41 protein-coding genes are annotated in these 25,943 nt (G+C 66.2%); 36 read left to right on the forward strand and 5 right to left on the reverse strand.

The window, feature by feature from the left end; genetic code table 11:
* Positions 1-47 precede the first annotated feature (47 nt).
* The 3 genes from JOE46_RS24390 to JOE46_RS24400 are packed head-to-tail and all read right to left on the reverse strand — an operon-like array spanning position 48 to position 2,694.
* Entirely contained in the window at positions 48-902 is an 855-nt protein-coding gene (locus JOE46_RS24390) for an ABC transporter permease (protein WP_097211070.1), read from the reverse strand.
* Complete coding sequence (locus JOE46_RS24395; protein ID WP_257017292.1) at positions 899-1,714, reverse strand: ABC transporter permease; 816 nt, start codon at positions 1,712-1,714, stop codon at positions 899-901. The genes JOE46_RS24390 and JOE46_RS24395 overlap by 4 nt, the downstream gene beginning before the upstream one ends.
* The gene (locus tag JOE46_RS24400; RefSeq protein WP_077040835.1) at positions 1,711-2,694 is read right to left on the reverse strand and encodes an ATP-binding cassette domain-containing protein; all 984 of its coding nucleotides are present in this window, start codon (positions 2,692-2,694) and stop codon (positions 1,711-1,713) included. Before JOE46_RS24400 ends, JOE46_RS24395 begins: the two co-directional genes overlap by 4 nt.
* A 271-nt stretch (positions 2,695-2,965) precedes the next feature.
* Here JOE46_RS24400 and JOE46_RS24405 point away from each other — a divergent pair, with 271 nt between their 5' ends.
* Positions 2,966-3,769, forward strand: coding sequence for an oxygenase MpaB family protein (locus JOE46_RS24405; protein ID WP_245221163.1), 804 nt, complete (start codon positions 2,966-2,968; stop codon positions 3,767-3,769).
* A 19-nt stretch (positions 3,770-3,788) separates the two neighbouring features.
* Here the strand turns inward: JOE46_RS24405 and JOE46_RS24410 are convergent, their stop codons facing one another.
* Complete coding sequence (locus JOE46_RS24410) at positions 3,789-4,265, reverse strand: hotdog fold domain-containing protein (protein ID WP_097211110.1); 477 nt, start codon at positions 4,263-4,265, stop codon at positions 3,789-3,791.
* 480 nt (positions 4,266-4,745) lie between these two features.
* Here JOE46_RS24410 and rpsJ point away from each other — a divergent pair, with 480 nt between their 5' ends.
* The 29 genes from rpsJ (at position 4,746) to JOE46_RS24550 (ending at position 22,047) form a co-directional block, all read left to right on the forward strand.
* A complete protein-coding gene (gene rpsJ / locus JOE46_RS24415) occupies positions 4,746-5,051 on the forward strand; it encodes a 30S ribosomal protein S10 (RefSeq protein WP_003938093.1) in 306 nt (101 codons plus the stop codon).
* 20 nt (positions 5,052-5,071) lie between these two features.
* Positions 5,072-5,728, forward strand: a complete 657-nt coding sequence (gene rplC / locus JOE46_RS24420) for a 50S ribosomal protein L3 (RefSeq protein WP_097211071.1) — start codon at positions 5,072-5,074, stop codon at positions 5,726-5,728.
* Positions 5,725-6,405 (forward strand): 50S ribosomal protein L4, encoded by a 681-nt coding sequence (gene rplD / locus JOE46_RS24425; RefSeq protein WP_077040837.1) that lies wholly within the window; start codon positions 5,725-5,727, stop codon positions 6,403-6,405. Before rplC ends, rplD begins: the two co-directional genes overlap by 4 nt.
* The gene (rplW, locus tag JOE46_RS24430; RefSeq protein WP_056818486.1) at positions 6,402-6,707 is read left to right on the forward strand and encodes a 50S ribosomal protein L23; all 306 of its coding nucleotides are present in this window, start codon (positions 6,402-6,404) and stop codon (positions 6,705-6,707) included. Before rplD ends, rplW begins: the two co-directional genes overlap by 4 nt.
* Positions 6,708-6,747: 40 nt before the next feature.
* On the forward strand, positions 6,748-7,587 hold the full coding sequence (gene rplB, locus JOE46_RS24435) for a 50S ribosomal protein L2 (protein WP_077040838.1): 840 nt from the start codon (positions 6,748-6,750) through the stop codon (positions 7,585-7,587).
* A 13-nt stretch (positions 7,588-7,600) separates the two neighbouring features.
* The gene (gene rpsS, locus JOE46_RS24440; RefSeq protein ID WP_003940820.1) at positions 7,601-7,882 is read left to right on the forward strand and encodes a 30S ribosomal protein S19; all 282 of its coding nucleotides are present in this window, start codon (positions 7,601-7,603) and stop codon (positions 7,880-7,882) included.
* Positions 7,879-8,283, forward strand: a complete 405-nt coding sequence (rplV, locus tag JOE46_RS24445; RefSeq protein WP_027503154.1) for a 50S ribosomal protein L22 — start codon at positions 7,879-7,881, stop codon at positions 8,281-8,283. Before rpsS ends, rplV begins: the two co-directional genes overlap by 4 nt.
* On the forward strand, positions 8,283-9,092 hold the full coding sequence (gene rpsC / locus JOE46_RS24450; protein WP_097211072.1) for a 30S ribosomal protein S3: 810 nt from the start codon (positions 8,283-8,285) through the stop codon (positions 9,090-9,092). Before rplV ends, rpsC begins: the two co-directional genes overlap by 1 nt.
* A 3-nt stretch (positions 9,093-9,095) precedes the next feature.
* The gene (gene rplP / locus JOE46_RS24455) at positions 9,096-9,512 is read left to right on the forward strand and encodes a 50S ribosomal protein L16 (RefSeq protein WP_027503156.1); all 417 of its coding nucleotides are present in this window, start codon (positions 9,096-9,098) and stop codon (positions 9,510-9,512) included.
* Entirely contained in the window at positions 9,512-9,748 is a 237-nt protein-coding gene (gene rpmC / locus JOE46_RS24460) for a 50S ribosomal protein L29 (protein ID WP_077040840.1), read from the forward strand. The genes rplP and rpmC overlap by 1 nt, the downstream gene beginning before the upstream one ends.
* On the forward strand, positions 9,745-10,032 hold the full coding sequence (rpsQ, locus tag JOE46_RS24465; protein ID WP_077040841.1) for a 30S ribosomal protein S17: 288 nt from the start codon (positions 9,745-9,747) through the stop codon (positions 10,030-10,032). Before rpmC ends, rpsQ begins: the two co-directional genes overlap by 4 nt.
* A gap of 250 nt (positions 10,033-10,282) precedes the next feature.
* Positions 10,283-10,651, forward strand: coding sequence for a 50S ribosomal protein L14 (gene rplN, locus JOE46_RS24470; RefSeq protein ID WP_027503159.1), 369 nt, complete (start codon positions 10,283-10,285; stop codon positions 10,649-10,651).
* Entirely contained in the window at positions 10,651-10,965 is a 315-nt protein-coding gene (gene rplX, locus JOE46_RS24475; protein WP_027503160.1) for a 50S ribosomal protein L24, read from the forward strand. The genes rplN and rplX overlap by 1 nt, the downstream gene beginning before the upstream one ends.
* 1 nt (position 10,966) lies before the next feature.
* Positions 10,967-11,533, forward strand: a complete 567-nt coding sequence (gene rplE, locus JOE46_RS24480; RefSeq protein WP_077040842.1) for a 50S ribosomal protein L5 — start codon at positions 10,967-10,969, stop codon at positions 11,531-11,533.
* A gap of 3 nt (positions 11,534-11,536) precedes the next feature.
* Positions 11,537-11,722: a type Z 30S ribosomal protein S14 gene (locus JOE46_RS24485; RefSeq protein ID WP_005239644.1), complete on the forward strand. Its 186-nt coding sequence runs from the start codon at positions 11,537-11,539 to the stop codon at positions 11,720-11,722.
* A gap of 142 nt (positions 11,723-11,864) precedes the next feature.
* On the forward strand, positions 11,865-12,263 hold the full coding sequence (gene rpsH / locus JOE46_RS24490) for a 30S ribosomal protein S8 (protein WP_050063876.1): 399 nt from the start codon (positions 11,865-11,867) through the stop codon (positions 12,261-12,263).
* A 14-nt stretch (positions 12,264-12,277) separates the two neighbouring features.
* Complete coding sequence (gene rplF, locus JOE46_RS24495) at positions 12,278-12,817, forward strand: 50S ribosomal protein L6 (RefSeq protein WP_097211073.1); 540 nt, start codon at positions 12,278-12,280, stop codon at positions 12,815-12,817.
* 1 nt (position 12,818) lies between these two features.
* Positions 12,819-13,226 (forward strand): 50S ribosomal protein L18, encoded by a 408-nt coding sequence (gene rplR / locus JOE46_RS24500; protein WP_077040843.1) that lies wholly within the window; start codon positions 12,819-12,821, stop codon positions 13,224-13,226.
* 31 nt (positions 13,227-13,257) lie between these two features.
* Positions 13,258-13,908, forward strand: coding sequence for a 30S ribosomal protein S5 (rpsE, locus tag JOE46_RS24505; protein WP_097211074.1), 651 nt, complete (start codon positions 13,258-13,260; stop codon positions 13,906-13,908).
* A 1-nt stretch (position 13,909) separates the two neighbouring features.
* Entirely contained in the window at positions 13,910-14,089 is a 180-nt protein-coding gene (rpmD, locus tag JOE46_RS24510; RefSeq protein ID WP_027503165.1) for a 50S ribosomal protein L30, read from the forward strand.
* A 2-nt stretch (positions 14,090-14,091) separates the two neighbouring features.
* Positions 14,092-14,535, forward strand: coding sequence for a 50S ribosomal protein L15 (gene rplO, locus JOE46_RS24515; RefSeq protein WP_077040845.1), 444 nt, complete (start codon positions 14,092-14,094; stop codon positions 14,533-14,535).
* Between the two features lie 182 nt (positions 14,536-14,717).
* Positions 14,718-16,028, forward strand: a complete 1,311-nt coding sequence (gene secY, locus JOE46_RS24520) for a preprotein translocase subunit SecY (RefSeq protein ID WP_097211075.1) — start codon at positions 14,718-14,720, stop codon at positions 16,026-16,028.
* Complete coding sequence (locus tag JOE46_RS24525; RefSeq protein WP_027503168.1) at positions 16,025-16,570, forward strand: adenylate kinase; 546 nt, start codon at positions 16,025-16,027, stop codon at positions 16,568-16,570. Before secY ends, JOE46_RS24525 begins: the two co-directional genes overlap by 4 nt.
* A 9-nt stretch (positions 16,571-16,579) precedes the next feature.
* Positions 16,580-17,374: a type I methionyl aminopeptidase gene (map, locus tag JOE46_RS24530; protein WP_209928728.1), complete on the forward strand. Its 795-nt coding sequence runs from the start codon at positions 16,580-16,582 to the stop codon at positions 17,372-17,374.
* A gap of 196 nt (positions 17,375-17,570) precedes the next feature.
* A complete protein-coding gene (locus JOE46_RS24535) occupies positions 17,571-18,932 on the forward strand; it encodes an MFS transporter (protein ID WP_209928730.1) in 1,362 nt (453 codons plus the stop codon).
* A 51-nt stretch (positions 18,933-18,983) separates the two neighbouring features.
* On the forward strand, positions 18,984-19,649 hold the full coding sequence (locus JOE46_RS24540; RefSeq protein ID WP_097211078.1) for a response regulator transcription factor: 666 nt from the start codon (positions 18,984-18,986) through the stop codon (positions 19,647-19,649).
* A 19-nt stretch (positions 19,650-19,668) separates the two neighbouring features.
* Positions 19,669-20,637, forward strand: a complete 969-nt coding sequence (locus JOE46_RS24545) for a histidine kinase dimerization/phospho-acceptor domain-containing protein (RefSeq protein ID WP_307861333.1) — start codon at positions 19,669-19,671, stop codon at positions 20,635-20,637.
* Positions 20,630-21,136, forward strand: coding sequence for a HAMP domain-containing sensor histidine kinase (locus JOE46_RS27035; RefSeq protein WP_307861334.1), 507 nt, complete (start codon positions 20,630-20,632; stop codon positions 21,134-21,136). Before JOE46_RS24545 ends, JOE46_RS27035 begins: the two co-directional genes overlap by 8 nt.
* Entirely contained in the window at positions 21,133-22,047 is a 915-nt protein-coding gene (locus JOE46_RS24550; RefSeq protein WP_097211080.1) for a TAXI family TRAP transporter solute-binding subunit, read from the forward strand. Before JOE46_RS27035 ends, JOE46_RS24550 begins: the two co-directional genes overlap by 4 nt.
* 18 nt (positions 22,048-22,065) lie before the next feature.
* Here the strand turns inward: JOE46_RS24550 and dtd are convergent, their stop codons facing one another.
* Complete coding sequence (gene dtd / locus JOE46_RS24555; RefSeq protein WP_209928731.1) at positions 22,066-22,497, reverse strand: D-aminoacyl-tRNA deacylase; 432 nt, start codon at positions 22,495-22,497, stop codon at positions 22,066-22,068.
* Positions 22,498-22,686: 189 nt separating this feature from the next.
* Here dtd and infA point away from each other — a divergent pair, with 189 nt between their 5' ends.
* The 6 genes from infA (at position 22,687) to JOE46_RS24585 (ending at position 25,924) form a co-directional block, all read left to right on the forward strand.
* Complete coding sequence (infA, locus tag JOE46_RS24560; RefSeq protein ID WP_003418601.1) at positions 22,687-22,908, forward strand: translation initiation factor IF-1; 222 nt, start codon at positions 22,687-22,689, stop codon at positions 22,906-22,908.
* Positions 22,909-22,989: 81 nt separating this feature from the next.
* On the forward strand, positions 22,990-23,103 hold the full coding sequence (gene rpmJ / locus JOE46_RS24565) for a 50S ribosomal protein L36 (protein WP_025347279.1): 114 nt from the start codon (positions 22,990-22,992) through the stop codon (positions 23,101-23,103).
* 227 nt (positions 23,104-23,330) lie between these two features.
* Entirely contained in the window at positions 23,331-23,705 is a 375-nt protein-coding gene (gene rpsM / locus JOE46_RS24570) for a 30S ribosomal protein S13 (RefSeq protein ID WP_027503171.1), read from the forward strand.
* Entirely contained in the window at positions 23,705-24,115 is a 411-nt protein-coding gene (gene rpsK, locus JOE46_RS24575; protein WP_077040851.1) for a 30S ribosomal protein S11, read from the forward strand. Before rpsM ends, rpsK begins: the two co-directional genes overlap by 1 nt.
* 21 nt (positions 24,116-24,136) lie before the next feature.
* Positions 24,137-24,742, forward strand: coding sequence for a 30S ribosomal protein S4 (rpsD, locus tag JOE46_RS24580; protein WP_077040852.1), 606 nt, complete (start codon positions 24,137-24,139; stop codon positions 24,740-24,742).
* 117 nt (positions 24,743-24,859) lie between these two features.
* Positions 24,860-25,924, forward strand: coding sequence for a DNA-directed RNA polymerase subunit alpha (locus JOE46_RS24585; RefSeq protein ID WP_077040853.1), 1,065 nt, complete (start codon positions 24,860-24,862; stop codon positions 25,922-25,924).
* Positions 25,925-25,943: the final 19 nt, after the last annotated feature.

Genomic DNA, 25,943 nt, shown 5'->3' on the forward strand with positions numbered 1-25,943 from the left:
GAGGGCGGGGCCTTCTTAGTACGGCGGAGATGGTGTTGGGGCCGGGATCAGGAGGCGGGGTTGTGTGCGGCCCTCTGGTAGCCCTTGATGGCGGGGTAGGTGAACACCAGGATGGCCCCGACCGACCACAACACCGTTTTGATCAGCGGCTCCGCGACCGGGCCGCCAAGTGTCAGGCCCTTCATCGCGTCGATCGCGCACGACATGGGCTGGTTCTCGACAAACGTCTGCAGCCACACCGGGTAGGCCGCGGTCGGCACGAACCCGGAATTGAAGAACATCAACAGGGTGCACAGCAGCGAGAGGAGCTCCACCAGCGGCGCCTTGGCCGCCATCACCGACAGCATGGTGACAAGTGTCGCGAACCCCAGTCCTAGCAGCAGCGGGACGAACAGCATCGCGACGGCGGCGAGGGGGCCCTGGGTGAATCGGAAACCGAGCGGGATCGCCACCAGCACGATCAGCACCGTCGTGATCATGATGCGGATCGACTCGGCGATCAGGCGGCTCACCAATCCGGCCGCCCGGTGCATCGGCAGGATCCAGAAGCGTGCGAGCAGCCCCTTCTTCCACTCCTGCTTCAATGACAGGCCGCTGGCGATGCATCCGAACATGGCGCCGACCAGGGTCATCATCGGGGCGGTGCCGAAGATGCTGTTCACCCCGGTCGCCTTGGTGATCGAGATCCCCAGCACGGCCCAGAACATCAGCATGGTGACGGCGGGGTAGATGACCGCCTGCAGGATGGTGAAGGGGTCGCGGAGCCAGCCGCGGAGCAGCCTGCCCGCCTGCAGCTTGCTGTGCTCGATGAGGGCGGGCCAGGAGGTCTCGGACGGCGGGTCGGTCACGACCGGGAAGCTGTGAGTGAGGGGGCCGGCCTCCCGGGTCTGCAGGTCGGTCATCCTCGCCTCACGTTCGCCCAGATCGACAGCGGGACCGAGACGAGCAGCAGTCCACCGATCCACAGCAGCGACGGCGTCAGTTGGTGCAGGGTGATGCCGCCCTCGGCCATCGAGCGCATCGAGACGGAGAACTGCGAGATCGGCTGGTTCCTGACGAAGCCCTGGGACCACTCGGGGAACTGCGATTCCGGGACGAACCCGCTCGAGAACATGCCGAGGATGAGCTGCGGGAGAGTCAGCGACTGGCTGGTGATCTCCGGGCTCTTGGTCAGGGTGCCGAGGGCATCGCCCGCCATCGCGAGCGTCATGCCGACGGCGAGCGCCAACGCACAGAAGCCAACGGCCAGTGTCGTACCGCCGACGAATTCGAACCCGATGACGTGGCCGTAGGTGACGGCGGCGATGAGGGATATCACCGCATGGATGAACATCGCGGTCACCCGCGAGGCCAGCGGGACGGCGGAGAAGATCGGCATGGTCTGGAAACGCGCGTTCATCCCGTTGGATGCTTCGGTCGCGGCGCGGCCCGCGGCCGAGATCGCGGTGAACGCCATCGCCTGCAGCACGATGATCGGCATCACGAACTGTGCGTAGTCGATGCCCTGGACCTTCATGACGAACTTCAGCGGCAGATAGAAGCCGAGCGTGAAGATCAGGGGCGCAAGGACCGCGACGAAGATCTGGCCGTGCGACCACATGGTGTGCACGTTGCGCCCGGACAGCGCCAGCCACTGCTGCATGCTGGACAGCTGCGGCTTGCGGTGCCGCCCGGTGCGTGCGATCACGACCGGGCTCGCGGCGACGGCGGTCACGACGCAACGCTCGCTTGCTCGGGTTCCTCGTCCTCGGCCCTCGTTCCTGTCAGTGCCAGGAACACGTCATCGAGCGACGGTCGGCGCAGCGCGATGTCGGCGAGCGGGATCCGCGCGATGTCGAGCCGGCGCAGCACCTCGGCCAGGGTCTGCGCGCCGTACTGCGCGGGAATCGAGAGCCGGTCGTGTCCGGTCTCGGTGATGTACTCGGGCGGGACCAGGCTCATCAGCACATTGAAGACCCGCGGCAGATCCGCGAGCTGCACGGGCACGACCTCGCAGTAGCTGCCGCCGGTGCGCTCCTTGAGCTGGTCGGCGGTGCCCTCGGCGATAACGGTGCCCTTGTCGATGACCACGATGTTGTCGCTGAGGACGTCGGCCTCCTCGAGGTACTGCGTCGTCAGCAGGATGGTGATGCCCTGTGCCTTGAGGTCGGACACCAGCGACCACACGCCCTGACGGCTGCGCGGGTCGAGACCGGTGGACGGCTCGTCCAGGAAGACCACTTCGGGACGGGTGACCAGCCCGCAGGCGATGTCGACGCGCCGCCGCATGCCGCCCGAGAATCCGGACACCTTGCGGTCGGCGGCGTACCCCAGATCGAACTGGCGGAGCAGTTCCTCCGCGCGGGCCTTGGCGGACTGCTTGGTCAAGCCCAGGAGCCGCCCGAAGAGCACGAGGTTCTCTCGAGCGGTGAGTGATTCGTCCAGCGCCGCGTACTGACCGGTCGTCATGATGCTGCGTCGCACGGAGGCGGCCTGCTCGACCACGTCATGGCCGGCAACGAACGCGCGGCCCGAATCGGGGCGCAGCAGCGTCGAGAGCACATTGACCGTGGTGGTCTTACCTGCGCCGTTCGGGCCCAGGATGCCGAGCACGGTCCCTCGGGGAACCTCGAAGCTGACGCCGCGCAACGCATGCACGTCGCCGAACGACTTCGTGATTCCCTCGACCAGGACGGCAGAGTGGGGTGAAGGCATGCACGCGAGTATGTCATGCGTCCACTTCGCGGGTGGTCGACAGCGCTGGATTCGTCACATGTCGGGGTCCGGTTTCCCGTCTCGTTGACTCGATGTCGCGGCGAGTTCGTCCACCCCGGTGTACAGCCGGTCGCTCACCTGGGCGTTCTGCCGCTAAGTTAACAGCAAATTGAGTCGAAATGACGCTTCTCCGATTTCGTATACTGCTGTTGACCACCGCTTTTTATCTACATTTTGGAAGGTCTGGTGAACAGGGCGGCGGTGTGGTTGCATGACGATCATGACTCGGCGGGCGGCAGTGACAATCCAGGATCTGGCGGGCGAGGGGATCATGCTCGCGGCGGGCGGGCGGGCGATCCTGCTCCAGGTGGCGAATCGTGGCGTCGGTCACGGGGTCGCGGACCACAGTGATTTCGCCTATCGGGCAGTCGACAGGCTGCGGACGACGATGACCTATATATATGCAGTCGTCTACGGCACCGACGAGGAACGCGCGGCCGTCATCAGGATGGTCAACAAGGCGCACGCCAAGGTGCGCTCGGATGACTACAACGCCTTTGATCCGCAGCTTCAGCTGTGGGTGGCCGCCACCCTCTACGAGAGCGCCGTCACCCTGTACGAACGCGTCTTCGGCACGCTCGACGACGCCAATGCCGACGCCCTGTACCGCGAGTACGCGATCCTGGGCACCGCGCTGCAGGTGCCGGACGGACTCTGGCCGCGCGATCGTGCCGAATTCGCCGCGTACTGGAAGCAGCAGATCGACGGTGCCGAGGTGGACGCGAAGGTCCGGGCCGTCTCGAGGGACCTCTTCCACCCGGTCCGGGCGCCGTTTCTCATTCGCGCGAATCTGCCCGCGTATCGGTGGCTCACGACGGGGCTGCTGCCCGAGCGATTGCGGCAGCAGTTCGAGTTGCCATGGAACGAGCGGGACCAGCGCAGGTTCGATCGGGTGATGACGCTCGCTTCCTGGGTCTACCCCCGCATCCCCAGGGCGATCCGGCACGCGCCCAGGTCCGTCTATCTATGGGACATGCGTAGGCGGCTGCGCTCGCGGGGCTCTCTCGCGGCCTGAGCGGCGCAGCCGCCTGCGGCTACTTCGGGCTCACCCAGATGGTGATGTCCGCGTGCACGACTTCGGTGCCTGCCTTGTCGTAGAGCGCGACGGACACCACGAGGTCCGTGCCGGAGGTGATCTCGGTGAAGTCCGGGAGGTCCGGCACCGTCGCCACGGCGCGCAGCCCGGTGTCGGCCTTGGCGAGGTATCGGGTGTTCATCGACTTCGGGATCCATCGGTGGGAGGTGGGCACCGTTGCCTCCGCGAGCATGCCCATCGCTGCCTCGGCGAGGTTGCACGCGGCGATGGCGTGGAAGGTGCCGATGTGGTTGTGCACGCCCCACCACTTGGGTGCCCGCGCCTCGCAGCATCCCGGCTCGAGGCGGGTGACGTGGGGGAGCACTGTCGCGAAGTAGGGCACCCGCAGGCACATGCCCAGCGAGAACAGCGCCCCGCCGATGCGGTTTCGGGGGAGCTTGAGCCAGCCGCGGTAGGTGGGTGTCTGAGTCGTCATGAGCACTATCTTACTTTGGAGTAAGTTACTTGGCGTCCGGTCGCCCCGGATCGGATTTGAACTCCTGGCCGGTCTGCGGCATACTGTTCGGGTTGCCTAGACCCCGGTCGTGTTCCACTGCGTCTGGCGGCGGGCGAGAGATGACCGAAGCTCCGGCAGTCAGTGCGGGGCCGAGGCCAATGCAGGACGGAAGCAGTACCTGCGCTCACTTGCGAGCGCATTCGGTATTCATGTTCAGGGGACAATTGTGCCTTGAGTGTGAGAGGTAGGGCGACACGCCCGACCGCGTGTACCGGAGAACCATGACAGATGAACAGCGGCAGCGGATCGGGTACTTGCCCGGTCGCCAACGTTCGGACAGTCATGGGCAAGGCAGGAACTGTGCAAACGAGGTAGCCCATGACGGGTCTACACGAACGAGGTAGCCCCCCAGGGTCTACAAGGGCCTAATTCATAACGGGCAAGGAAGAGGACACAAGCGTGGCGGGACAGAAGATCCGCATCAGGCTCAAGGCCTACGACCATGAGGCGATCGATGCGTCAGCGCGCAAGATCGTCGAGACGGTGACCCGTACCGGGGCCCGTGTCGTTGGACCGGTGCCGTTGCCGACTGAAAAGAACGTGTACTGCGTCATCCGCTCGCCGCACAAGTACAAGGACTCGCGCGAGCACTTCGAGATGCGTACCCACAAGCGGCTGATTGACATCCTCGACCCGACGCCCAAGACAGTCGACGCGCTCATGCGCATCGATCTGCCGGCCAGCGTTGATGTCAACATCCAGTGAGCGCGGCGGAGACAAAAACAATGACTGAGAACAAGATCAAGGGAATCCTGGGCACCAAGCTCGGCATGACCCAGGTCTTCGACGAGAACAACCGGGTCGTCCCGGTCACCGTCGTGAAGGCCGGACCGAACGTGGTCACCCAGATTCGTACCGAGGAGCGCGACGGCTACAGCGCCGTGCAGCTCGCGTTCGGTGCGATCGACCCGCGCAAGGTCAACAAGCCGGAGTCCGGCCAGTTCGCCAAGGCCGGTGTGACCCCCCGTCGCCACGTCGTGGAGCTCCGCGTTGCGGATGCCTCCGAGTACGAGGTCGGCCAGGAGCTCACCGCCGAGGTCTTCGAGGACGGCGCCTACGTCGACGTCACCGGAACCAGCAAGGGCAAGGGCTTCGCCGGAACCATGAAGCGGCACGGCTTCGCCGGCCAGGGCGCCTCCCACGGCGCGCAGGCCGTGCACCGTCGCCCGGGTTCGATTGGTGGCTGCGCCACCCCCGGCCGCGTGTTCAAGGGCATGCGCATGTCGGGCCGCATGGGTAGCGACCGCATCACGACGCAGAACCTCTCGGTCCACAAGGTGGACGCCGAGAACGGTCTGCTTCTCATCAAGGGTGCGATCCCGGGCCGCAAGGGTGGTCTCGTGATCGTCAAGACCGCAGTGAAGGGTGGTGCGTCCGCATGACCGAGACCGCAACCAAGCTGACCCTCGACGTCAAGGCCGCCGGCGGCAAGACCAACGGCACCGTCGATCTCCCCGCTGAGATCTTCGACGTCACGGCCAACATCGCGCTGATGCACCAGGTCGTCGTCGCGCAGCTCGCCGCTGCACGTCAGGGCACGCACTCCACCAAGACCCGCGGCGAGGTTCGCGGCGGTGGCAAGAAGCCGTGGCGTCAGAAGGGCACCGGCCGCGCCCGTCAGGGCTCGACCCGCGCCCCGCAGTTCGCCGGTGGTGGCGTCGTCCACGGCCCGCAGCCGCGTGACTACAGCCAGCGGACCCCCAAGAAGATGAAGGCAGCCGCCCTGCGCGGTGCCCTCTCCGATCGGGCGCGCAACGAGCGCATCCACGTGATCACCGAACTGGTGTCGGGTCAGACCCCGTCCACCAAGGGCGCGAAGTCGTTCCTCGGCGAGATCTCGGATCGCAAGAAGCTCCTGCTCGTCGTCGGGCGTGCAGACATCGCGGCATGGAAGAGCGTGCAGAACCTGGAAGGCGTGCATCCCATCGCACCCGACCAGCTCAACACGTACGACGTGCTCAACAGCGATGACATTGTGTTCAGCGTCGAGGCGCTCAACGCGTTCATCCACGGGCCGGCCGAGTCCGCCCAGGCAGACAGCAAGGAGGAGAGCAAGTGAGCACCATCGCTGATCCCCGCGACATCTTGCTGGCCCCGGTCATCTCCGAGAAGTCCTACGGACTGATCGAGGAAGGCACCTACACCTTCCTGGTGCACCCGGACTCGAACAAGACGCAGATCAAGATTGCCGTCGAGAAGGTCTTCGGCGTCACTGTGACGAGTGTCAACACCGCCAACCGTCAGGGCAAGCGCAAGCGGACGAAGTTCGGTTACGGCAAGCGCAAGGACACCAAGCGCGCGCTCGTCACCCTCTCCGCCGACAGCAAGCCCATCGAGATCTTCGGAGGACCGGTCGCGTAAGCGGGCGGGACTTGACGAGACATAGAGGACGAGAAGACTCATGGCAATCCGTAAGTACAAGCCGACTACCCCGGGCCGTCGTGGCTCGAGCGTCTCGGACTTCGCCGAGATCACTCGGTCGACTCCCGAGAAGTCGCTTATCCGCCCGCTGCACGGTCGCGGTGGACGTAACGCCCACGGTCGTATCACCACCCGTCACAAGGGTGGCGGTCACAAGCGCGCCTACCGGCTGATCGATTTCCGTCGCAACGACAAGGACGGCGTGCCGGCCAAGGTCGCTCACATCGAGTACGACCCCAACCGCACGGCGAACATCGCCCTGCTGCACTACGCCGACGGCGAGAAGCGCTACATCATCGCGCCGAAGGACCTCAAGCAGGGCGCGAAGGTCGAGTCCGGTGTCGGAGCCGACATCAAGCCGGGCAACAACCTGCCGCTGCGCAACATCCCGACCGGTACCACCATCCACGCGGTGGAGCTGCGTCCGGGCGGCGGCGCCAAGATGGCCCGCTCCGCAGGCGCCAGCATCCAGCTGCTGGGCAAGGAAGGCCCCTACGCGACCCTGCGTATGCCGTCCGGTGAGATCCGTCGCGTCGACGTGCGCTGCCGCGCATCCGTCGGCGAGGTCGGCAACGCCGAGCAGTCGAACATCAACTGGGGCAAGGCCGGCCGTATGCGCTGGAAGGGCAAGCGCCCGACCGTCCGTGGTGTCGTGATGAACCCGGTCGACCACCCGCATGGTGGTGGCGAGGGCAAGACCTCCGGTGGTCGCCACCCGGTCAGCCCGTGGGGACAGCCTGAGGGCCGTACCCGCAAGCCCAACAAGCCGAGCGACAAGCTCATCGTCCGCCGCCGCCGTACCGGCAAGAACAAGCGCTAGGAGGGAGTTCAGAATGCCACGCAGCCTGAAGAAGGGCCCGTTCGTCGATGACCACCTCCTCGCGAAGGTGGATGTGCAGAACGAGAAGGGAACCAAGCAGGTCATCAAGACCTGGTCCCGTCGTTCCACGATCATCCCGGACTTCATCGGACACACGTTTGCGGTCCACGACGGCCGTAAGCACGTCCCCGTGTTCGTCTCCGACTCGATGGTCGGACACAAGCTCGGAGAGTTTGCACCGACCCGCACGTTCAAGGGTCACATCAAGGATGATCGGAAGGCGAAGAGGCGATGAGTAACACCGAAACCGCCAACCCGACCGCCAAGGCCGTCGCGCGCCACGTGCGTGTGACGCCGATGAAGGCGCGTCGCGTTGTGGATCTGGTTCGCGGGCGTTCCGTCGAGGACGCGCTGTCGATCCTGAAGTTCGCGCCGCAGGCAGCGAGCGAGCCGGTCGCCAAGGTGATCGCCTCCGCAGCGGCCAACGCCGAGAACAACCTCGACCTGGACCCGAGCACGCTTGTCGTCGCCACGGCGTTCGTGGACGAGGGTGCGACCCTCAAGCGGTTCCAGCCGCGTGCACAGGGCCGTGCGTTCCGGATCCGCAAGCGCACTAGCCACATCACCGTGATCGTGGAGAGCCTGCCCAAGGCCGGCACCTCGACCCGCAATCGCCGGAAGGGAAGTGCTCAGTAGTGGGCCAGAAAATCAACCCGCACGGCTTCCGCCTCGGCATCACCACCGACTGGAAGTCTCGCTGGTACGCAGACAAGCAGTACGCGGAGTACGTCAAGGAAGACGTCGCCATCCGCAAGCTCCTCGCCACCGGCATGGAGCGGGCCGGCATCGCGAAGGTGGAGATCGAGCGCACCCGTGACCGGGTTCGCGTCGACATCCACACCGCGCGTCCGGGCATCGTCATCGGCCGCCGCGGCGCCGAGGCCGATCGCATCCGCGCCGAGCTGGAGAAGCTGACCGGCAAGCAGGTGCAGCTCAACATCCTCGAGGTCAAGAACGCTGAGGCCGAGGCCCAGCTCGTGGCCCAGGGTGTTGCGGAGCAGCTGTCGAACCGTGTTGCCTTCCGTCGCGCCATGCGCAAGGCCATCCAGTCGGCCATGCGTCAGCCGAACGTCAAGGGCATCCGGGTTCAGTGCTCGGGCCGTCTCGGCGGCGCCGAGATGTCCCGCTCGGAGTTCTACCGCGAGGGTCGGGTTCCGCTGCACACGCTGCGTGCGGACATCGACTACGGGCTCTACGAGGCCAAGACCACCTTCGGCCGCATCGGCGTGAAGGTCTGGATCTACAAGGGCGACATCGTCGGCGGCAAGCGTGAAGCCCTCGCCAGCGCTGCAGCCCCGGCCGGCGATCGCCCCCGTCGCGAGCGTCCGAGCCGTCCGCGTCGCTCCGGTGCCTCGGGCACCACGGCGACCAGCACCGAGGCCGGCCGCGCTGCGACCGCCACCGCAGAAGCTCCGGCTTCGACCGAGACGAATCAGGAGGGCTGACGCATGTTGATCCCCCGTCGGGTCAAGCACCGCAAGCAGCACCACCCGAGCCGTTCGGGTGCCGCCAAGGGCGGAACCCAGGTGACCTTCGGTGACTACGGCATCCAGGCTCTCGAGCCCGCCTACATCACCAACCGTCAGATCGAGTCCGCTCGTATCGCCATGACGCGCCACATCAAGCGTGGCGGCAAGATCTGGATCAACATCTTCCCGGATCGCCCGCTCACGAAGAAGCCGGCCGAGACCCGAATGGGTTCCGGTAAGGGTTCGCCCGAGTGGTGGGTCGCGAACATCAAGCCCGGTCGGGTCATGTTCGAGATGACTTACCCCAACGAGGAGATTGCTCGCGAGGCCCTGCGTCGCGCGATGCACAAGCTCCCGTGCAAGTGCAGGATCGTCACGAGGGAGGAGCAGTTCTGATGGCTACTGGAACCCCAGCCGCAGAGCTCCGTGAGCTCAGCGAAGAAGAGTTGGTCACCCGGCTCCGCGAGTCGAAGGAAGAGCTGTTCAACCTTCGCTTCCAGATGGCGACCGGTCAGTTGGACAACAACCGTCGTCTGCGCGTTGTCCGCCACGAGATCGCGCGCGTCTACACCGTCATGCGCGAGCGTGAGCTCGGCCTCGCAGCCGCCCCGAGTGCGGGAGACGCGGCATGAGTGAGAACGAGAAGGACACCGCAGTGACTGAAGAGCGTGGGACCCGCAAGGTCCGCATCGGCTACGTCGTCTCCGACAAGATGGAGAAGACGATCGTTGTCGAGCTCGAGGATCGTGTGAAGCACCCGCTGTACGGCAAGATCATCCGCCGTACCACCAAGGTGAAGGCGCACGACGAGAACGGCATCGCCGGCATCGGCGACCGCGTCCAGCTCATGGAGACCCGACCGCTGTCGGCGACCAAGCGCTGGCGTCTGGTCGAGGTGCTCGAGAAGGCCAAGTAAGAAGAGCACTACACCGAAACGGCCCGTCCCCGGTTGGGGGCGGGCCGTTTTGTGTGTGCCACCAGCGGGGGAGTGCACAACCACAATCGACGCCGATAGCGCGCGATTTGGATTCCCTCGGCGTGTTCCCTACACTAGAGCGGTTGCCTATGCCTCCGCATGCCCGCATGTGGGTACGGCCGGGTAACAGACCGCGCGCATCGGGTCGGTAATCCGGTGCGTACGAAAATCCAGGTCTTAGGAGAGATCAGTGATTCAGCAGGAGTCGCGACTGCGCGTCGCCGACAACACGGGTGCCAAGGAGATTCTCTGCATCCGCGTTCTCGGCGGTTCGTCTCGTCGCTACGCCGGGATCGGCGACATCATCGTCGCCACCGTCAAGGACGCCATCCCGGGTGGAAACATCAAGAAGGGCGAGGTCGTCAAGGCCGTCATCGTCCGTACCACCAAGGAGCGCCGCCGTCCGGACGGCTCGTACATCAAGTTCGATGAGAACGCTGCCGTTCTCATCAAGCCTGATCACGATCCCCGTGGCACCCGCATCTTCGGACCCGTGGGTCGTGAGCTGCGCGACAAGAAGTTCATGAAGATCGTTTCGCTCGCCCCGGAGGTGCTGTGATGAAGGTGCACAAGGGTGACACCGTTCTGGTCATCGCCGGCAAGGACAAGGGCGCCAAGGGCAAGGTCATCCAGGCCTTCCCGGCGACCGAGAAGGTCCTCGTCGAGGGCGTGAACCGGATCAAGAAGCACACCGCGGTCTCCGCGAACGAGCGTGGCGCCTCCTCCGGCGGCATCGTGACGCAGGAAGCCCCGATCCACGTGTCGAACGTGCAGGTCGTGGACTCGGACGGTAACGCCACTCGCGTGGGCTACCGCACCGATGAGAACGGCAAGCGGGTTCGGATCTCCCGTAAGAACGGGAAGGACATCTGAGATGACTAGCACTGAGAACAAGATCGTTCCCCGTCTGAAGACCCGCTACCGCGCCGAGATCAAGGACGCGCTGAACGCGGAGTTCGAGTACGCGAACGTCATGCAGATCCCCGGCGTGGTCAAGGTCGTCGTCAACATGGGTGTCGGAGACGCCGCCCGCGACGCGAAGCTGATCAACGGCGCGGTCAACGACCTCGAACTGATCACCGGCCAGAAGCCCGAGATCCGCAAGGCTCGCAAGTCCATCGCGCAGTTCAAGCTGCGTGAGGGCATGCCCATCGGCGCGCGCGTCACCCTCCGTGGCGACCGCATGTGGGAGTTCCTCGATCGCCTGGTCAGCATCGCGCTGCCCCGTATCAGGGACTTCCGCGGCCTGTCCGGCAAGCAGTTCGACGGCAACGGCAACTACACCTTCGGTCTCAACGAGCAGTCGATGTTCCACGAGATCGATGTGGACAAGATCGATCGCCCGCGCGGTATGGACATCACCGTCGTGACGACCGCGACCAACAACGAAGAAGGCCGTGCCCTGCTCAAGCACCTCGGCTTCCCGTTCAAGGAGAACTGAGCCATGGCGAAGAAGGCACTGGTCAACAAGGCCAACAAGAAGCCCAAGTTCGCGGTGCGCGCCTACACCCGCTGCCAGCGGTGCGGCCGTCCCCACTCGGTGTTCCGCAAGTTCGGCCTGTGCCGAATCTGCGTTCGCGAGATGGCGCACGCGGGCGAGCTTCCGGGCGTTCACAAGAGCTCCTGGTAGCCACAACACTTCTGGCTTGCATCCGTGAGCCAGTCCAAAGGAAAACCCCTTCGCTGTAGGCCCACGACCGGCAGGCGCTCCACGAGTGCCGGACCCGGTGTTGCATGGGAACCGCTGCGAGAAAGGTGAACAGGTCAACCCCATGACCATGACCGATCCAATCGCAGACTTCTTGACGCGTCTGCGCAACGCCAACTCGGCGTACCACGACGAGGTGAAGCTTCCCCACTCGAAGATCAAGGCGAACATCGCCGAGATCCTCAAGCGCGAGGGCTACATCTCCGATTTCCGTACCGAGGACGCCGAGGTGGGCAAGACCCTCATCGTCGACCTGAAGTACGGACCCAGCCGTGAGCGCAGCCTCGCGGGTGTCCGGCGCGTTTCCAAGCCCGGCCTCCGGGTTTACGCGAAGTCCACCAACCTGCCCAAGGTCCTGGGCGGCCTCGGCGTGGCGATCATCTCCACGTCCTCCGGCCTGCTCACGGATCGTCAGGCGGCCAAGCAGGGCGTCGGCGGCGAAGTCCTCGCCTACGTCTGGTAAGGGAGGCCACCACAATGTCGCGTATTGGAAAGATTCCGGTCACCGTCCCCGCGGGCGTTGACGTCACCATCGAAGGCCAGAACGTCTCGGTCAAGGGCCCCAAGGGCACCCTGGCGCTGACGATCGCCGAGCCGATCAGCGTTGCCAAGAGCGAGGACGGTGCCCTTCTGGTCACCCGTCCGGACGACGAGCGTCGCAGCCGCGCGCTGCACGGCCTCTCGCGCACCCTGGTCGCCAACCTGATCACCGGTGTCACCGAGGGCTACACCACGAAGATGGAGATCCACGGCGTGGGTTACCGCGTCGCGCTCAAGGGCAAGGACCTCGAGTTCGCGCTGGGTTACAGCCACCCGGTGCCGATCGAGGCCCCCGAGGGCATCACCTTCGTCGTCGAGACGCCCACCCGGTTCTCGGTCTCGGGTATCGACAAGCAGAAGGTCGGCCAGATCTCGGCCAACATCCGTCGTCTTCGCCGTCCGGACCCGTACAAGGGTAAGGGCGTGCGTTACGAGGGTGAGCAGATCCGCCGCAAGGTCGGAAAGACGGGTAAGTGATATGAGCCAGACTGCAAACCAGAAAGCCAAGCGGATTCCGCTGGGCAAGGATGCGTCCACCACGCGTCGTCTCTCGAAGACGCGTCGTCACTTCCGTCTGCGCAAGAAGGTCTCGGGCACGCCCGAGCGTCCGCGCCTGGTCGTGAACCGGTCCTCGCGCCACATCCACGTCCAGCTCGTGGACGACCTGGCCGGCCGCACCCTGGCCGCCGCGTCGACCATCGAGCCGGACCTGCGTGCGGCCGAGGGCGACAAGAAGGCCCTGAGCGCGAAGGTCGGTCAGCTGATCGCCGAGCGCGCGAAGGCAGCCGGCGTCGAGGCCGTGGTCTTCGACCACGGTGGCCACGGCTACCACGGTCGCATCGCGGCCCTGGCGGACGCTGCTCGCGAAGGCGGGTTGAAGTTCTGATGATGAAGTTCACGAATGGAAGGACAGTCTGATGCCGGGACGTCAGAGGCGTGACGGCGGCAGCGGACCCGCCGGACAGAATGGCCCCAACACCGGGGACAACCGCGGCGGCGGCGATCGTCGTGGCGGCGGTCGTGACGATCGTCGTGGCGGCCAGGCGGCCCCGAAGTCGGACCACATCGAGCGCGTTGTCACCATCAACCGCGTGTCGAAGGTCGTCAAGGGTGGTCGTCGCTTCAGCTTCACCGCCCTCGTGATCGTGGGCGACGGCAACGGGCTCGTTGGCGTCGGCTACGGCAAGGCCAAGGAAGTTCCCGCGGCCATCCAGAAGGGTGTCGAGGAGGCTCGCAAGAGCTTCTTCCGCGTTCCGATGATCGGTGGCACCATCACTCACCCCATCCAGGGTGAGGCGGCTGCCGGTGTGGTCATGCTCCGTCCGGCCAGCGCCGGTACCGGTGTCATCGCCGGTGGCGCGGTGCGTGCCGTGCTCGAGTGCGCGGGTATCCACGACATCCTGTCGAAGTCGCTCGGTAGCGACAACGCAATCAACGTCGTTCACGCGACCGTCGCCGCCCTCAAGGGCCTCCAGCGTCCCGAGGAGGTGGCCGCTCGCCGCGGACTGCCCATCGAGGACGTGGCCCCGGCCGGCATGCTGCGTGCACGTGCGGGACAGGGAGTCTGAGATGGCTGAACTTAAGGTCACCCAGGTAAAGAGCTCGATCGGTACCAAGAAGAACCAGCGCGACAGCCTGCGCACCCTCGGTCTGAAGGGCATCCGTCAGACCGTCGTCCGCGAGGACAACGCGCAGAACCGTGGCCTGGTCAACGTGGTCCGCCACCTCGTCACAGTTGAGGAGGTCTAACCATGACCATCAAGTTGCACCACCTGCGCCCCGCCCCCGGTGCCAAGTCCGACAAGATCCGCGTCGGTCGAGGCGAGGGCGGCAAGCGAGGTAAGACCGCAGGTCGCGGCACGAAGGGCACCAAGGCCCGCAAGAACGTGCCCGCAGCCTTCGAGGGTGGACAGATGCCGCTGCACATGCGTCTGCCCAAGCTCAAGGGATTCAAGAACCCGTTCCGGACCGAGTACCAGGTCGTCAACGTGGGCGATATCGCCCGGCTGTTCCCCAATGGTGGGACCATCGGCGTTGCCGAGCTCGTCGAGGCAGGCGCGGTTCGCAAGAACCAGCTCGTGAAGGTCCTCGGCGACGGAGAGCTCACGGTGTCCGTTCAGGTCACCGCGAACAAGTTCACCGGTGCCGCCAAGGAGAAGATCGCCGCTGCCGGTGGGACGACCACCGAGCTGTGATCCACCAGTAGTTCGAGACCGATGGCCGCAGCGCATCCCGAAGGGACGTGCTGCGGCCATTCGTCTAACCTGACTCACATGGTCTATCGGGGCTGAGTGAACGGGTGTCACTGCTAGTGTTCTAAAGTTCATTTCGCCTCGTGAGCGATCCCGCTCGCGTTCTGCCAGTGCCAGGAGGATCTTTGCTTTCCGCCTTCGTCTCGGCCCTCAGGACTCCCGACCTGAGGCGGAAGATCCTCTTCACCCTCGGCATCATCGCGTTGTACCGGTTCGGTGCGACACTGCCGTCGCCCGGTGTCGACTACGCGAACGTCAAGACCTGTATCGATCAGATCTCCGGTGGTGACTCGGCGGGCATCTACTCGCTGATCAACCTGTTCTCCGGTGGCGCGTTGCTGCAGCTGACGGTGTTCGCGATCGGCATCATGCCGTACATCACGGCGAGCATCATCGTGCAGCTGCTGACGGTGGTCATCCCCAGGTTCGAGGAACTCCGCAAGGAGGGCCAGTCGGGCCAGGCGAAGATGACCCAGTACACGCGGTACCTGTCGATCGCGCTGGCCATCCTCCAGGCCACCGGCATCGTTGCGCTCGCAGCGCGCGGCCAGCTGCTGCAGGGTTGCCAGGAAGACATCATCGCCGACCAGTCCATCTTCGGCCTGGTGACCATCGTCCTGGTGATGACGGCCGGTTCGGCCCTGGTGATGTGGTTCGGCGAGCTGATCACCGAGCGCGGCGTCGGCAACGGCATGTCGCTGCTGATCTTCTCGGGCATCGCCTCGCGCATGCCGTCTCAGGGCACGGCCGTCCTCGACAGCCGAGGCGGTCTGGTCTTCGCGATGGTCTGTGTCGCGGCCCTCGCCCTCATCGCAGGCGTCGTCTTCGTCGAGCAGGGCCAGCGGCGTATCCCGGTGCAGTACGCCAAGCGGATGGTCGGCCGGAAGATGTACGGCGGCTCGTCGACGTACCTGCCGTTGAAGGTCAACCAGGCCGGCGTCATCCCGGTGATCTTCGCGTCCTCGCTGCTGTACCTGCCGAACCTGATCGCCCAGTTGACCGGTGCCAGCACGTCCACCGATCCGAGTTGGTGGCAGGAGATCATCCAGAAGTACCTGGTGAACCCGAGCAACCCGGTCTACATCCTCATCTACTTCCTGCTCATCGTCTTCTTCACCTACTTCTACGTCGCGATCACCTTCAATCCCGAAGAGCGCGCGGACGAGATGAAGAAGTTCGGTGGCTTCATCCCGGGCATCCGGCCGGGCCGCCCGACGGCGGATTACCTCAACTACGTGCTCAGCCGCATCACGCTGCCGGGCGCCATCTATCTCGGTCTCATCGCGACGCTGCCCAACTTCTTCCTCTCGGGGAATGCCGGGGCCAGCATCTTCGGTGGTGCGGCGGTGCTGATTCTCGTCAGCGTCGGCCTCGACACCGTCAAGCAGATCGAGAGTCAACTCATGCAGCGCAACTACGAAGGGTTCCTCAAGTGAGACTTGTCCTCCTTGGTCCTCCCGGTGCCGGTAAGGGCACTCAGGCCGCCATCCTGTCGGAAAAGCTCGGCGTTCCGCACATCTCCACGGGCGACCTGTTCCGCGCCAACATCGGGCAGCAGACGGCGCTCGGGCTCGAGGCGAAGAAGTACCTCGACGCGGGCGACCTGGTGCCCAGCGAGATCACGAACAACATGGTTCGCGCCCGGGTCTCCGAGCCGGACGCCGTGAACGGTTTCCTGCTCGACGGTTTCCCCCGCACGGTCGATCAGGCGCAGGCGCTCGAGGGCATCCTCGGCGAGCTGAACGCCAAGCTCGACGGCGTGCTCGCATTCGAGGTCGACGACGATGTCGTGGTGGAGCGGATGCTCGCCCGTGGTCGCGCGGACGACACCGAAGACGTGATCCGGAACCGGATGCGTGTCTACCGCGAGGAGACCGCGCCGCTGCTGGACCACTACGCGGGTCAGATCGTCACCGTCGACGCAGTCGGCGAGGTCGACGAGGTCAACGCGCGCGCACTCGCCGCGCTCGGTAAGTAAGAGGCAGTCGTGGGGTTTCGTCGTAAGAAGGTAGTTCCCTTCCGCACCGCGGGCGAGCTGGACGCGATGGCGGCGGCAGGCGCCGTCGTCGGAGCGACACTCGTCGCGGTGCGCAACGCGGCGAAACCCGGCGTGAGCACCCTCGAGCTCGATCAGCTGGCCGAGCAGACCATCCGTGACGCCGGTGCCGTCCCGTCGTTCCTCGGGTACCACGGGTTCACCGGTTCGATCTGCTCGTCGGTGAACGACCGTGTGGTGCACGGGATCCCGTCGGCCGAGGACGTTCTGGTCGAGGGCGACCTGGTGTCCATCGACTGCGGCGCGATCCTCGACGGCTGGCACGGCGACTCCGCATGGACCTTCGGTGTCGGCACGATCATCGAGGCGGACGAGCTGCTCAGCGAGGCGACGAGGCTGTCGATGGAGGCCGGAATCGCGGCCATGATCGCAGGCAACCGCCTCACCGACGTCTCGCATGCGATCGAGCTGGGCACCCTGGCCGCCGCGAAGGCCCACGGACGCAAGTACGGCATCGTCGACGGGTACGGCGGTCACGCCATCGGCCGTGAGATGCACATGGATCCGTTCCTGCCGAACGAGGGGGCGCCCGGCAAGGGACCCGAGCTCGTCATCGGCTCCGTATTGGCCATCGAGCCGATGCTGACCCTGGGGACCCACGAGACCGAGGTGCTCGACGACGACTGGACCGTCGTGACCACCGACGGATCAAGGGCCGCGCACTGGGAGCACACCGTCGCGGTCACCGAGGACGGCCCGCGGATCTTGACGCTCCGTCCCGAGTAGGCACACACCATCCCAGCGGGCATCCGCGGTCGACTCCCGACCGTGGGTGCCCGTTCTGGTTTCGGGGCAACGGATCCGGGCTCGGGCGCGACTTGCCTAAGGGAGTGTTAGGAAAGCCGCGCAGGCCTTCCCGCCCTGTGTGACAGCGACCACAGTATCTCCGAGCGGCGCAATGGGGCGTCCGGAAGGAGATCTGATGAGCACGACAAAGAACGTCGGTGAGCGGAGAGTCGTCGCCAACGTGCTGCGTGGGTCGATCGGCAACCTGGTCGAGTGGTACGACTGGTACGTCTACGCAGCGTTCAGCGTGTACTTCGCGAAGGCGTTCTTCCCGGAGGGGGAGCCGACCGCCCAGCTGCTGTCAACCGCGGCCGTGTTCGCCGTCGGATTCCTGATGCGCCCGCTCGGCGGCTGGGCGCTCGGTCGCTACGCGGACAAGTTCGGCAGGCGGTCCGCGCTCACCCTGTCGGTCACGGTGATGGCGGCGGGGTCGCTGATGATCGCGCTGACTCCGGGCTTCGCCACGATCGGTATCGCGGCTCCCGTGCTGCTGCTCCTCGCGCGCCTGCTGCAGGGCCTCTCCGTGGGTGGTGAGTACGCCACCAGCGCGACTTACCTGTCGGAGGTGGCCTCGCCCGGCAAGCGCGGGTTCTATTCGAGCTTCCAGTACGTGACGCTCGTGGCAGGCCAGCTGACCGCCCTCGGCGTGCAGATCGTGCTGCAGCAGGTGCTGACCTCCGAGCAGATGTACAGCTGGGGCTGGCGGATCCCGTTCCTGATCGGCGCCACCGGTGCGGTGGTGGTGATGCTGCTTCGTCGTGGCATGGACGAATCGGAGTCGTTCCGGGCGGAGACCGCGCGAAACGCGCAGACGCCCGCGCAGTCCCGCGGCTCGCTGCGGGTCCTGCTGCAGTACCCGCGTGAGTGCCTGCTGGTGGTCGGTCTGACGATCGGCGGCACCGTCGCGTTCTACACGTACACCACCTACATGCAGAAGTTCATGATCAACACCTCCGGTATCTCGAAGACGACGGTCGCGTGGATCAACTTCGTCGCGCTGCTCGCCTTCGTGGTGCTGCAGCCGCTGGCTGGTGCGCTGTCGGATCGCATCGGCAGGCGCAAGTTGCTGATTTTCTTCGGCGTCGGCGGCACGGTGCTGACGGTGCCGATCATGACGGTGCTGGCACAGACCACCAACCCGTTCGCCGCTTTCGGTCTGATGATGCTCGCGCTGGTACTGATCACCGGCTACACCTCCATCAACTCGATCGTGAAGGCCGAACTGTTCCCGACGAAGATCCGGGCCCTCGGCGTCGGGCTCCCGTACGCGTTGACCGTGGCGATCTTCGGCGGCACCGCCGAGTTGATCGCGCTCGGACTGAAGAAGGCCGGCCACGAGTCGCTGTTCTTCTGGTACGTCGCCGGTTGCGTGGCGATCTCACTGATCACCTACTTCTTCATGCGGGAAACATCGGCGCAGTCCACCATTGAGGCAGAGGCCGGTGCCGCCGCCGGAGCCGATGCACGGGACAGGGAGATCGTTGGCGTCCACAACTGACCGCGCGCTGCGCCCGCCGACCCTTCTCCGGAGCGGGGGGAGGGTCGGCGCGTGCGGATAGCGGTGGTGGAGGACGACGACGGGGTCGGCGAGGCCTTGATCGAGGCCCTCGGGGCCCGCGGCCACGTCGCCGAGCGCATGCGGCGCGGTTCGGACCTGCTCGTGGCGCACCGCGGATTCGACGCGGTGATCCTCGATCTCGGCCTACCCGATGCGGACGGCCTGCAGGTGCTGCGGCAGCTACGTGAGGTGAGCTCGGTCCCGGTTCTCATCCTCACCGCGCGCAGCGATGAGCGGTCGATCGTTCGCGGTCTGCGCGGTGGCGCCGACGACTACCTGGTCAAGCCGCCGCGCATCGCGGAGCTGACGGCGCGGCTGGACACCGTCACCAGGCGCGCGGCGCAGGCGCCGTCGCCGGCCCGCGCCGCAGACGTGGTGGTCACCGGCGATGTCCGGGTGGACCGGCGCGCTCGCGTCGTCGAGGTGGACGGGGTGGACATCGGGCTGACCCAGAAGGAGTTCGCACTGGTGGAGGTGCTCGTCGAGCGGCCGGGGTCCGCGGTGAGCAGGCAGCAGTTGATGGATCGGATCTGGGGCGACGCGTTCGTCGCCGTCTCACGGTCGCTGGACGTGCACATGACCGGTCTGCGATCGAAGCTGAACCGGCCGGGACTGATCACGACGATCAGAGGATTCGGCTACCGGTGGGGTTCGTGACCGGAAGGGAGATCCCGCGATGCGCCGACGGCTGCTCGCCGCGCTGACGGGATTCGCCGCCCTCGCGGTGCTGGCGTTCGCGGTGCCGTTGACGCTGACCGTCGCCACCAACCGCACGCAACAGCTCGTGCTGGCGCGCAGCGGTGATGCGGACAGGTTCGCCCTGCTCTCCGGCGACGCGGTGGGATCGGGTGACCCCAGAGCCCTTGCCGACGAGGTCGCGCGGTACTCGGACCTCTACTCCGAGGGAGTGCTCGTCGTCGACGCGCGGGGCGCCGTGGTGGTCGAGGCCGGCATCGAGCGGAGCGATCCCGCCATCGGGGACGCCGTCGCGGCCGCCCGCCGTAACCAGCGGCCCGCCGTGACCGAGCGGCTGATGCCGTGGAGCGCGCCCGCCATGCTGGTGGCCCGGCCGGTCGGCACCGGCGTCCAGGTGGACGGCGCGGTGGTGATCGAGGCGTCCACCGAACGCGCGCGAACGGACATCGCGCGGGCGTGGGCGGTCATCACGGCCGGAGCGGTGGTCGCGATGGCCGTGTTCACGGCGCTGGCGCTGGTATTGAGCCGGTGGGTGCTGCGACCACTCGGGGAACTGTCCGACGGGGTCGCCGCGCTGACCGCGACCCTGCCGGCCCCCCGGCACGGGCAGGGTGCGCCCGCCTCGATCGCGCGTCGCTACGGCGGGCCGCCGGAGGTCCGCGAACTGACCGAGTCCTTCGATGCGATGGCGGCGGCGGTCGCCGACTCGGCCGAGGCGCAGCGGCAGCTGGTGGCGGACACCGCGCATGCGATGCGTAATCCGCTGGCGGCCCTCACGATCCGATTGGATTCGCTGGAGACCTCGATCCCGGACCGCGCGGCCGCCACCTTCCGCGGCGCCGCCGCCGAGGTCGACCGGCTCACCTCCCTTCTCGACGGTCTACTGGCACTCGCGGTCGCCGAGCGCGTCCGGGTTCGCCCCTGCCGACCCGGCCTCGACGGTGACTGAACGCTGCGATCCCGCTTCGGTTGCCCACGAACGGGTCGACGCCTGGCATCAGGCGTTTGCGCGGGCGGGGGTGGAGCTCACCCTGGTCGAACCCGGGCCGTCACACGAGGCGGCGGTCTCGCCCGACGTCCTGGCGCAGATCCTGGATGTCCCCTTGAGCAACGCGTGCCGATACGCGGGGGCAGGGTCGCACACCCGGATCACCGTGTCCACGGAGCCGGGATGGACGAGGATCGAGATCGCGGACGACGGGGTCGGCGTGTCCGCCCCGGAGGTCGACCGCCTCGACACCCGGTTCTTCCGGGGCACGAGTGCGGCCGGAGGGCCCGCCGGGGGCTCAGGGCTCGGCCTGCCCATCGCGCGGGCCCTTGCCCGGGCGAACCGGGGCACGATGACGATCGCCAGGGTCTCTCCGCACGGGCTCGCCGTCACTGTGCGGCTGCCCGCGACGGACCCGGGACGCGCAGGCAACGCGTCTGGCGACGGGTCGGCGTCGTGATCACCCGCCGCGGGTTCCTCGCCCTGGCCGCCACGGGAGCGCTGGCCGCCGCGGCCGGGTGCGGCTCGCGATCGGGTCCCGCGGTAGTGCGGATCGCGTCCGGCGAGTACGGCGGTCTGTATCACGCCTTCGCCGGACTGCTGGCGCGGGCGGCCGCCGAAACCGACGACCTGCGGATCGAGCCGGTGGTCACCAGCGGATCCCGCGAGAACCTCGACCTGCTGGCCCGCGGTGAGGTGGACCTGGCCCTCACGCTCGCGGACTCGGTCGATCCGATGACGGTGGACGCCGTGGCCATCGGCCGGGTGTACGAGAACTATCTCCAGCTGGTGGTCCGTGCGGACAGCCCGGTCGGGGCGGCGGGGGACCTACGGGGAATGCGGGTGAACCTGGGTGCGGAGGGTTCCGGTGCCGCGCTGACCGGCGAGCGCCTGATGATCGCGGCCGGGCTGGATCCCGCCTCGGAGCTCACCGTCACCCACCTGCCGTTGGATGCGGCGACCGAAGAGCTCGAGGCGGGCTCCATCGACGCATTGCTCTGGGCGGGCGGGGTGCCGACCGCGGCGTTGGACATTCCCGCCCGCATGCGACTGGTAGACCTGTCCGAGCTGGTTTCGCCTATGAGGGACCGGTTCGGGCAGGTGTACGACCCGGTGACGATCCCCGCGGACGCGTACCCGGGCGGCCCCGCCGTCGGCACGGTCGGAGTCGCGAACCTGTTGCTGGCGGCGGAGGGTCTGGCTGATGTGCTCGCGGCCGAGGTGGTCGACCTGCTGCTGTACCGGGCCGCCGATCTGGTGCCCCCGGAGGCGTCGGGCACCCAGTTCCTCGACGGCCGCTCGTTGATCACCACCGCTGGGGTTCCGCTGCACCCGGGTGCGGCCGAGGCCTACCGTCGCTGGCACGGGTGAGGAGCCGAACGAGCCTCCTCAGGCCTCGAGCAGCAGTGTGACGGGGCCGTCGTTGACCGAGCTGACGCGCATGTGCGCGCCGAAGTGTCCGGTCTGGACGTCCGCGCCCAGCCCGCGCAGCGCGTCGGCGAACGCGTCCACCAGCGGCTCGGCCACGGCGCGCGGCGCGGCGGCCGACCAGGACGGGCGCCGACTCTTGCGGGTGTCCGCGAGCAGCGTGAACTGGCTGACCACCAGGATCGGCGCGCCGATGTCGGAGGCCGAGCGCTCGTCGTCCAGGATGCGGAGCTTCCACACCTTCGCGGCGAGGGCGCCGGCGACCGCGAGATCATCGCCGTGTCCGACGCCGAGCAGGACCAGCAGCCCCTGGCCGTCCGGCGCGATGCTGGCGACGGTGTGACCGTCGACCTCGACGGCCGCCTCGGTGACCCGTTGCACCACCGCGCGCACTCTTCACGTCCCTTCTGGGGTTCGGGGGGATTGAACCCGCATTTGGCCTGGTGAGCGAACTCCGGTAAGCTAGATCAACGGTGCGCCCTGCGTGCCGGTCGTTTCGTGCGTCTGTGCGGCTCGCCGGTTCTCTACCGCTTGCGCATCACCGTAACGGAGAACGATGCCCACCAACGGATCGCGGAGGATATGGCTAAGAAAGACGGGGCCATCGAGGTCGAGGGACGCGTAGTCGAACCGCTGCCCAATGCAATGTTCCGCATTGAGCTCGAGAACGGCCACAAGGTCCTCGCGCACATCAGCGGGAAGATGCGTCAGCACTACATTCGCATCCTGCCGGAAGACCGTGTCGTCGTAGAGCTGTCGCCCTATGACCTCTCTCGCGGTCGCATCGTCTACCGGTACAAGTAACACACACTTCCCGGGCCACATCTGGCCTGGGGAAACCATGTCCACCCACCGGTGGGCGACCACACAGGAGATTAGACAGACGTGAAGGTTCAGCCCAGCGTCAAGAAGATCTGCGAGAAGTGCAAGGTGATCCGTCGTAACGGCCGGGTCATGGTCATCTGCGACAACCTGCGTCACAAGCAGCGTCAGGGATAACCACCTGCACGACTTGCGATCGGCTTGTCCGACGCAACTGAAAAGAAGACCTCTCAGCACCAGCCAGGATGACGGCCAACGGGTTTCGGCCCGAGCAGCACATCCGGGTGCACCCCCGGCACGGAGGCCGGGGCCCCACTGAGTTAGTTGAAAGACGCTCTGAGCGATCAGAGGACACAGGGGACGGACTGGGAGCAGACCTCCGCACACCGATAGGAAATGCCAACATGGCACGTCTCGCAGGTGTTGATCTTCCTCGCGAAAAGCGTATGGAGATCGCACTGACCTACATCTACGGCGTCGGCCGTACCCGCTCCAAGGAGATCCTCGCGGCCACCGGTGTCAACCCGGATCTGCGCAGCAAGGACCTCAGTGACGAGGATCTGACCAAGCTCCGCGAGTACATCGAGGAGTCGCTGAAGGTCGAGGGTGACCTTCGCCGCGAGGTTCAGGCGGACATTCGTCGCAAGATCGAGATCGGCTGCTACCAGGGCCTGCGCCACCGTCGTGGTCTGCCCGTGCGTGGACAGCGCACCAAGACCAACGCGCGCACCCGCAAGGGCCCCAAGCGCACCATTGCCGGCAAGAAGAAGGCGAAGTAATGCCCCCTAAGTCACGCACCGGTCCGAAGAAGACCCAGAAGGCACGTCGCAGGGACAAGAAGAACGTCCCGCACGGCGCCGCTCACATCAAGAGCACCTTCAACAACACCATCGTGTCCATCACGGACCCGGCCGGCAACGTCATCTCGTGGGCGTCCTCGGGCCATGTGGGCTTCAAGGGTTCGCGTAAGTCGACCCCGTTCGCCGCTCAGCTGGCCGCCGAGAGCGCTGCCCGCAAGGCGCAGGAGCACGGCGTGAAGAAGGTCGACGTCTTCGTCAAGGGCCCCGGCTCGGGACGCGAGACCGCGATCCGCTCGCTGCAGGCTGCTGGCCTCGAGGTCGGCACCATCTCCGATGTCACCCCTCAGCCGCACAACGGCTGCCGTCCGCCCAAGCGGCGTCGGGTCTAGCGGGAAGGAAAGGTTTAGAAAATGGCACGTTATACCGGCCCCATCACCCGCAAGTCGCGTCGTCTGCGCGTCGACCTCGTCGGAGGAGACCAGGCGTTCGAGCGTCGCCCCTACCCGCCGGGCCAGCACGGCCGCGCGCGGATCAAGGAGAGCGAGTACCTGCTCCAGCTGCAGGAGAAGCAGAAGGCTCGCTTCACCTACGGCGTCATGGAGAAGCAGTTCGTCCGCTACTACAAGGAAGCGGTGCGTCGCCCGGGTAAGACCGGCGAGAACCTGCTGCGCATCCTCGAGACCCGTCTCGACAACGTCGTGTACCGCGCCGGCCTGGCCCGTACCCGTCGTCAGGCCCGCCAGCTCGTCAGCCACGGCCACCTTCTCGTGAACAACAAGAAGGTCGACATCCCGAGCTACCGCGTTTCTCAGTACGACATCATCGATGTCAAGGAGAAGTCGCTGAGCACGCTGCCGTTCCAGGTTGCCCGCGAGACCGTCGGCGACCGTCCGGTTCCCGGCTGGCTGCAGGTCGTTCCGGGTCGCCTCCGCGTCCTGGTCCACAATGTGCCCGAGCGCGCGCAGATCGACGTTCCGCTGCAGGAGCAGCTGATCGTGGAGCTGTACTCGAAGTAATGCCTTGTGCCCCGTGCGCCTTTCCGACAGCCCCGGCTGGGGGAAGGCGCACGGGTGCCGGAGGCGCCATCCATCGTGGGCGTCAAATAGCGGACGTCCGTACAGGAGGAAAACCACATGCTCATTTCTCAGCGACCCACGCTGACCGAAGAGGTCATCGCTGACAACCGCTCGAAGTTCGTCATCGAGCCCCTTGAGCCCGGCTTCGGGTACACCCTCGGCAACTCGCTTCGCCGCACCCTGCTGTCGTCGATCCCCGGCGCTGCTGTCACCAGCATCCGTATCGACGGCGTCCTGCACGAGTTCACCACCGTCCCCGGCGTGAAGGAAGATGTCACCGACATCATCCTGAACCTCAAGGGCCTGGTCGTGAGCTCCGAAGAGGACGAGCCGGTCACCATGTACGTCCGCAAGCAGGGCCCCGGTGCCGTGACTGCAGGCGACATCGTGCCCCCGGCCGGCGTCACGGTGAACAACCCGGATCTGCACATCGCCACCCTGAACGACAAGGGCAAGCTGGAGATCGAGCTCGTCGTCGAGCGCGGTCGCGGCTATGTCCCCGCCGTCCAGAACAAGGCGTCCGGCGCCGAGATCGGCCGCATCCCGGTCGACTCGATCTACTCGCCGGTGCTCAAGGTCACCTACAAGGTGGAGGCCACCCGCGTCGAGCAGCGCACCGACTTCGATCGGCTCGTGCTGGACGTGGAGACCAAGAACTCCATCACTGCTCGGGACGCGCTCGCCTCGGCGGGCAAGACCCTGGTTGAGCTCTTCGGCCTGGCCCGTGAGCTGAACGTCGAAGCAGAAGGCATCGAGATCGGACCCTCGCCCGCCGAGGCCGATCACATCGCTTCCTTCGGACTGCCAATCGAGGACCTGGACCTCACCGTCCGTTCCTACAACTGCCTCAAGCGCGAGGGTGTTCACACCGTCGGCGAGCTGGTTGGTCGCACCGAGTCCGATCTGCTGGACATCCGCAACTTCGGTCAGAAGTCCATCGACGAGGTGAAGGTCAAGCTGCATTCGCTCGGCCTTGCCCTCAAGGACAGCCCGGCCTCCTTCGATCCGACCACCGTTGCCGGCTACGACGCCGCCACCGGAACCTGGAGCGACACGGACGCCGGAGCCTTCAGCGACGCCGAGGGCAACGACCAGGACTACGCCGAGACCGAACAGCTGTAGTCAGCTCACCGGTTCCTTA

This window comes from Rhodococcus sp. PvR099, from assembly GCF_017833315.1.
GTDB classification, from domain to species: Bacteria; Actinomycetota; Actinomycetes; order Mycobacteriales; family Mycobacteriaceae; genus Rhodococcus_G; species Rhodococcus_G oryzae.

Bases quoted from the DNA above. Each gene is read 5' to 3' on its own strand.
- JOE46_RS24545 (WP_307861333.1), top strand. From the start codon at position 19,669: ATGCGCCGACGGCTGCTCGCCGCGCTGACGGGATTCGCCGCCCTCGCG.
- rplV (WP_027503154.1), top strand. From the start codon at position 7,879: ATGAGTAACACCGAAACCGCCAACCCGACCGCCAAGGCCGTCGCGCGC.
- rpsD (WP_077040852.1), top strand. From the start codon at position 24,137: ATGGCACGTTATACCGGCCCCATCACCCGCAAGTCGCGTCGTCTGCGC.
- rpsH (WP_050063876.1), top strand. From the start codon at position 11,865: ATGACCATGACCGATCCAATCGCAGACTTCTTGACGCGTCTGCGCAAC.
- rpmC (WP_077040840.1), top strand. From the start codon at position 9,512: ATGGCTACTGGAACCCCAGCCGCAGAGCTCCGTGAGCTCAGCGAAGAA.
- rpsQ (WP_077040841.1), top strand. From the start codon at position 9,745: ATGAGTGAGAACGAGAAGGACACCGCAGTGACTGAAGAGCGTGGGACC.
- rpsS (WP_003940820.1), top strand. From the start codon at position 7,601: ATGCCACGCAGCCTGAAGAAGGGCCCGTTCGTCGATGACCACCTCCTC.
- rplB (WP_077040838.1), top strand. From the start codon at position 6,748: ATGGCAATCCGTAAGTACAAGCCGACTACCCCGGGCCGTCGTGGCTCG.
- rpmD (WP_027503165.1), top strand. From the start codon at position 13,910: ATGGCTGAACTTAAGGTCACCCAGGTAAAGAGCTCGATCGGTACCAAG.
- rplC (WP_097211071.1), top strand. From the start codon at position 5,072: ATGACTGAGAACAAGATCAAGGGAATCCTGGGCACCAAGCTCGGCATG.
- rplE (WP_077040842.1), top strand. From the start codon at position 10,967: ATGACTAGCACTGAGAACAAGATCGTTCCCCGTCTGAAGACCCGCTAC.
- rplR (WP_077040843.1), top strand. From the start codon at position 12,819: ATGAGCCAGACTGCAAACCAGAAAGCCAAGCGGATTCCGCTGGGCAAG.
- rpsK (WP_077040851.1), top strand. From the start codon at position 23,705: ATGCCCCCTAAGTCACGCACCGGTCCGAAGAAGACCCAGAAGGCACGT.
- JOE46_RS24390 (WP_097211070.1), bottom strand. From the start codon at position 902: ATGACCGACCTGCAGACCCGGGAGGCCGGCCCCCTCACTCACAGCTTC.
- rplX (WP_027503160.1), top strand. From the start codon at position 10,651: ATGAAGGTGCACAAGGGTGACACCGTTCTGGTCATCGCCGGCAAGGAC.
- JOE46_RS24585 (WP_077040853.1), top strand. From the start codon at position 24,860: ATGCTCATTTCTCAGCGACCCACGCTGACCGAAGAGGTCATCGCTGAC.
- rpsM (WP_027503171.1), top strand. From the start codon at position 23,331: ATGGCACGTCTCGCAGGTGTTGATCTTCCTCGCGAAAAGCGTATGGAG.
- rplD (WP_077040837.1), top strand. From the start codon at position 5,725: ATGACCGAGACCGCAACCAAGCTGACCCTCGACGTCAAGGCCGCCGGC.
- infA (WP_003418601.1), top strand. From the start codon at position 22,687: ATGGCTAAGAAAGACGGGGCCATCGAGGTCGAGGGACGCGTAGTCGAA.
- rplF (WP_097211073.1), top strand. From the start codon at position 12,278: ATGTCGCGTATTGGAAAGATTCCGGTCACCGTCCCCGCGGGCGTTGAC.
- JOE46_RS24535 (WP_209928730.1), top strand. From the start codon at position 17,571: ATGAGCACGACAAAGAACGTCGGTGAGCGGAGAGTCGTCGCCAACGTG.
- JOE46_RS24400 (WP_077040835.1), bottom strand. From the start codon at position 2,694: ATGCCTTCACCCCACTCTGCCGTCCTGGTCGAGGGAATCACGAAGTCG.
- JOE46_RS24405 (WP_245221163.1), top strand. From the start codon at position 2,966: ATGACGATCATGACTCGGCGGGCGGCAGTGACAATCCAGGATCTGGCG.
- rplP (WP_027503156.1), top strand. From the start codon at position 9,096: ATGTTGATCCCCCGTCGGGTCAAGCACCGCAAGCAGCACCACCCGAGC.
- rpsE (WP_097211074.1), top strand. From the start codon at position 13,258: ATGCCGGGACGTCAGAGGCGTGACGGCGGCAGCGGACCCGCCGGACAG.
- JOE46_RS24410 (WP_097211110.1), bottom strand. From the start codon at position 4,265: ATGACGACTCAGACACCCACCTACCGCGGCTGGCTCAAGCTCCCCCGA.
- JOE46_RS24485 (WP_005239644.1), top strand. From the start codon at position 11,537: ATGGCGAAGAAGGCACTGGTCAACAAGGCCAACAAGAAGCCCAAGTTC.
- rplO (WP_077040845.1), top strand. From the start codon at position 14,092: ATGACCATCAAGTTGCACCACCTGCGCCCCGCCCCCGGTGCCAAGTCC.